Here is a 4,588-nt window from a genome sequence, read left to right as displayed (position 1 = left end):
GCGAAGGTGTTTGCGCCGCCGAAAATCATGCGAAACAAATCCAGCGGTTTAGCACTGCGTTCGCTGTCGGGGATCTGCTCGACCCCGAAGGTTTCGATCCGCGTTAGTGCGTGTTCGTTATTGTTGTTTTGCATAGTCGTTCCCCTCCCCGGGAAAGCGGTTGCATCGCTAGGCTTTAACTCTGTTTTTTTAATTGTGGTTACAGCGGCGCTTACATCGGCACAGCAGACAAATGCTCATGGCAGGCCAACCAGCGGCCGGCTTCCACCTGGCGAAACACAATGGTTTCACGCTCGTAGCTGGTGATCTCGTCGCCTTGCACCCGCAGTTGGGTGCGCACGTCGTGGACAAAAATCGCCACATCGCCCTGCAGGCTGACGAACTGTTTGCTGGAGGTGCATTCCAGCACCTCAAAGCCATCGGCCAACCAACCGGCCCACACCTTCTCGTAAGCCGCGCGGCTGAGCAGCGGCTCCGGCAGGGTGTGGAAAACAAAGCTGGCATCGTCGCTAAAGGCGGCGAAGTAGGCGGCGGTATCGGTGCGGGCAAAGGCGGCGACTAAACGTTCCGCCGCGTTCAGCACTTGCTGTTCTTTCAGGGCGCCACTCATTTGTGGCTCACTCATTTGTGAGAAACCCCTGGCAGGACACAGAGCATTTCGTACAACAGGTTGGCGCCCAGCAGCGAGGTGTTGCCGGTGGTGTCGTAGGGCGGGGAAACTTCCACAACGTCACAACCAATCAACTCCAGGCCTTGGCAGCCGCGAATAATTTCGATGGCTTGAATGGTGGTCAGGCCGCCGATTTCCGGGGTGCCAGTGCCAGGTGCCCAGGCCGGGTCGATGCCGTCGATATCAAAACTCAGGTACACCGGACCGCCGCCGACTTTCTCGCGAACTTCGGCCATCAGCGGGGTGAGGGATTTGTGCCAGCACTCTTCGGCCTGCACCACACGAAAGCCCTGGCGGCGGCACCAATTGAAGTCTTCAGCGGTGTAACCCTGGGCGCGCAAACCAATCTGTACCACGCGGTCGCAGTCCAGCAGGCCTTCTTCCACGGCGCGGCGGAAGGTGGTGCCATGGGCGATTTTTTCGCCAAACATATGGTCGTTTACATCGGCATGGGCATCGATATGCACCAGGCCGATCTTGCCGTGCTTTTTATGCAGGGCCCGCAGAATCGGCAGGGTGATGGTGTGATCGCCACCCAGGGTCAGCGGCAAGATGCCGTGGCCAATGATCTTGTCGTAGCTCTCTTCAATAATGCGCACGGCATCGAGCAGGTTGAAGGTGTTGATCGCCACGTCGCCGATATCGGCCACATTCAGCGAGTCAAACGGCGCGGCGCCGGTGGCCATGTTGTAGGGGCGAATCATCACCGACTCGGCGCGGATTTCGCGTGGGCCGAAGCGGGTGCCGGAGCGTAGGGAGGTGCCGATGTCCAATGGCACGCCAACAAAGCCAGCGTCCAGGGCATCGAGTTCAGCGTCGGTTTGAATATGCGGCAAGCGCATCATGGTGGCGATGCCGCCAAAGCGCGGCATTTCGTTACCGCCCAGGGGTTGATGAAGCTTTTTGTCCACGGGGTGGCCTCACGGTTTTTATGGTTTTAGTAGTGGCGCCGATTCTGCGCAGGGCCGTGCAGGAGAGAAAATCCGGGGCGGGCAAATACTTAGTTCAGAGATTTCTAAACTATTGGGGTGTAGGTAGACTTCAAGCAATTGCCTCTCCCGCTTGCGGGAGAGGGGAGCAGAGCAGCGGCGTCCCACGGTCAGCTCCCTCGCCCCTCCGGGGAGAGTGTTGGGGTGAGGGGCTGCGGTGAACGACGGTGTTTGGCCTGGCCCTCACCCCCGGCCCCTCTCCCCTGTCCGGGCGACCGCAAGCAGGAGAGGGGAGCAGAGCATTTGAGTTTGTTTGGAGTTTGTTTTGAGCCAAGTCCTTCCCGACCTAAAACTGCTGCGCATTTTCGTCAGTGTGGTGCGCCACCAGGGTTTTGCTGCGGCGCAGCAAGAGCTCAATCTGTCGACCTCGGCCATCAGCACTTATATGAGCCAGCTCGAAGGCCAGCTCGGCTTAAGCCTGTGCCACCGCGGCCGTGGCGGTTTCAGCCTGACCAGCAAGGGCGAGCTGTTTTTCCAGGAAACCCTGCGCTTGCTCGGCGAAATGGAAGGCTTCGAGCGTTATGCCGCTGCCCTTAAAGGCGAGCTGCGCGGCACCCTGAATCTGGGGGTGATCGATTCCACCGTGAGCGACCGCGCCTTGCCGTTCGCTGAGGTAATCGGCACCTACAGCGAAGAACACCCGGCGGTGCATTTGCACTTGTCAGTACTGAGCCCCTACGAGCTGCAACTGGGTGTGTTGGAAAACCGTCTGGACTTGGCCATCGGTTCCTTTTCCACGCGCATGAATGGCTTGCTCTACCAAGCGCTGTACCGCGAACAACACTGGCTGTATTGCAGCGACCGCCACCCGCTGTTTGCCGAGCGGCGTATTCCGCCGGAGTTGATTACCCAGCAACGCATGGTCGGGCGCAGTTATTGGAGCCAGGCCGAGCTGGCGCGCCATGGTTTTAAACACAGCGCCGCGACCGTGGAAAGTATGGAGGCGCAGCTGATTCTAGTACTCTCCGGCGCCTTTATCGGCTACCTCCCTGAGCATTACGCGCAATCCTGGGTCGACCAGAAGCGTCTCCGGCCCTTGCTGCCGACCACCTTTGGTTACCAGGCGCCGTTCTCCCTGACCTACCGCCGTGGCCGTTCTCGCGAGCCCTTGTTGCAAACCTTTCGCGATCTACTGAAAACCCAGTTAACCCAGCCGGCACGCACGCCTGGTGAATAATCAGCCTCTGTACTTAGGTGTTAGCCACTGCTGGCGGGTAGCCAGTGCTGTGCTACACCTAACCGTTATGAGCACGGAAGTTCGTATGCTCTTACCCAACACGGATTGAAACGATGCGCCAGAACCTGCCTGTCACACAGCGAGAAAGAACCTTCTCCGAGCATGAGCGGCTGATCTCCACCACTGACCTCAGCAGCAAGATCACCTACTGCAACGATGCCTTTGTCGAGCTCAGCGGTTTTACCCGCGAAGAGCTGATCGGCCAACCCCATAATTTGGTTCGCCACCCGGATATGCCGCCTGCCGTGTTTGGCCATATGTGGGACGTGCTCAAGCAGGGCAAACCCTGGATGGGGCTGGTAAAAAATCGCGCCAAGAATGGCGATTTCTATTGGGTTAGCGCGTACGTCACACCGGTTTACGAAAACGCCCGGATTGTTGGCTACGAGTCGGTACGTTCGGTGCCCACCCGCGAGCAGGTGGCGCGCGCCGATAAGCTCTACGCGCGCCTGCGCGCCGGTAAAGCGCCGGTGCCGTCACTGGAATACTGGACCCAGGATATCTTGCGTTCCTGGCCGGTGATTCTCGCCGCTTTGTGTGTAATTGCCGGCGACTTTTTGCTCGACGGCTGGTGGCGCCACTCGGCCACCTTGGTGTTGATGGGAGTGCTGGCCGCCTGGATGGTGGCGGCCAAACGTCAGGAGGTGCGCCACACCTTGGCCCAGCACCCCAAGGCCTTTACCAGTGAGCTGGTGTCCCTGACCTATTCAGACAAACGCGGCCCGCAAGGCTTGCTTGATCTGGCCATGATCAGCGAAGAAGCGCGCCTGCAAACCGCGCTGACGCGCCTGGAAGATGCCGGCGTTAACGTGAAATTGCGTGCAGCGCAGTCGTCGAAATTATCCAACTCCAGCGCCGAGCTATTGGAACAGCAGCGAAGCGAAACCGATCAATCGGCCACGGCTATCAACCAGATGGCGGCGACCATTCAGGAGGTTGCCCATAACGTCGCCAACACCGCTCATGCCGCTGAAGAGGCCGACCAGTTGGCCAAACAGGGTCGCGGCCTGGCCAACGACAGCCTCGGCGCGATGCAGCATATGGCCGACGCCGTGACTGAGATCGGCCAAGCGGTAAAAGATCTGGCCAACTCCACGCAGTCGATTGGCAGCGTCGCCGATGTAATCACCTCGATTGCCGAGCAGACCAACCTGCTGGCGCTTAACGCCGCCATTGAAGCGGCGCGTGCCGGCGAGCAGGGCAGAGGCTTTGCCGTGGTGGCCGACGAAGTGCGGTCGCTGGCCTCGCGCACACGTGAGTCCACCGAGCAGATTCACCAAATTATTTCCGCGCTGCGTAACGGCGCCGACCGCGCGGTGGCCACCGCCAGCAAAGGTGAAGATATTTCCCGCGAAAGCGTGCACAGCGTTGAAGCGGTGCGCGAGGCGTTGGATGGCATCAGTCAGGCCGTGACGCGTATCACCGGCATGAGCCAGCAAATGGCTACCGCCTCGGAAGAGCAAAGCCATGTGGCTGAAGATATCAGCCAGCAAATCACCCGTATTGCCCAACTCTCCGACCGCAGCGCCGGGCAAGCGCAGGAAGGCGTCGCCATCAGCCAGGACCTGGAAAATATGGCCGACTACCTGCACAGCCTGGCGGAGCGGTTTAACAAATAAACCGGCAACATATGGCCCCGTAGGGTGTGCTGCGCGCGCCGGCGGTTTGCGCGCATACCGCATTGGTGCGCAC

At 59.7% G+C, this 4,588-nt stretch carries 5 protein-coding genes; 2 read left to right on the top strand and 3 right to left on the bottom strand.

The annotated features are described in order from the left end of the window. The 3 genes from AAAB16_RS18530 to speB all read right to left on the bottom strand — a co-directional run. Positions 1–134 (bottom strand): hypothetical protein (locus tag AAAB16_RS18530; protein ID WP_340664650.1); only part of this gene is annotated, 134 nt, incomplete at its 3' end. Between the two features lie 77 nt (positions 135–211). Continuing rightward, positions 212–625: a nuclear transport factor 2 family protein gene (locus tag AAAB16_RS18525; RefSeq protein WP_340664649.1), complete on the bottom strand. Its 414-nt coding sequence runs from the start codon at positions 623–625 to the stop codon at positions 212–214. After that, entirely contained in the window at positions 622–1,581 is a 960-nt protein-coding gene (gene speB, locus AAAB16_RS18520) for an agmatinase (RefSeq protein ID WP_110617765.1), read from the bottom strand. The genes AAAB16_RS18525 and speB overlap by 4 nt, the downstream gene beginning before the upstream one ends. Before the next feature lie 343 nt (positions 1,582–1,924). Between speB and AAAB16_RS18515 the strand changes: the two genes are divergently transcribed. Both AAAB16_RS18515 and AAAB16_RS18510 read left to right on the top strand, forming a co-directional pair. Further along, positions 1,925–2,836, top strand: coding sequence for a LysR family transcriptional regulator (locus AAAB16_RS18515; RefSeq protein ID WP_340664648.1), 912 nt, complete (start codon positions 1,925–1,927; stop codon positions 2,834–2,836). Positions 2,837–2,949: 113 nt separating this feature from the next. Next, entirely contained in the window at positions 2,950–4,515 is a 1,566-nt protein-coding gene (locus AAAB16_RS18510) for a PAS domain-containing methyl-accepting chemotaxis protein (RefSeq protein WP_340664647.1), read from the top strand. The last annotated feature ends 73 nt before the right edge of the window (positions 4,516–4,588 follow it).

The organism is Pseudomonas sp., assembly GCF_037994325.1.
Lineage (GTDB): Bacteria > Pseudomonadota > Gammaproteobacteria > Pseudomonadales > Pseudomonadaceae > Aquipseudomonas.
The sequence above is the reverse complement of the archived record's forward strand: the minus strand, read 5'-3'. Positions and strand labels throughout refer to the sequence as shown.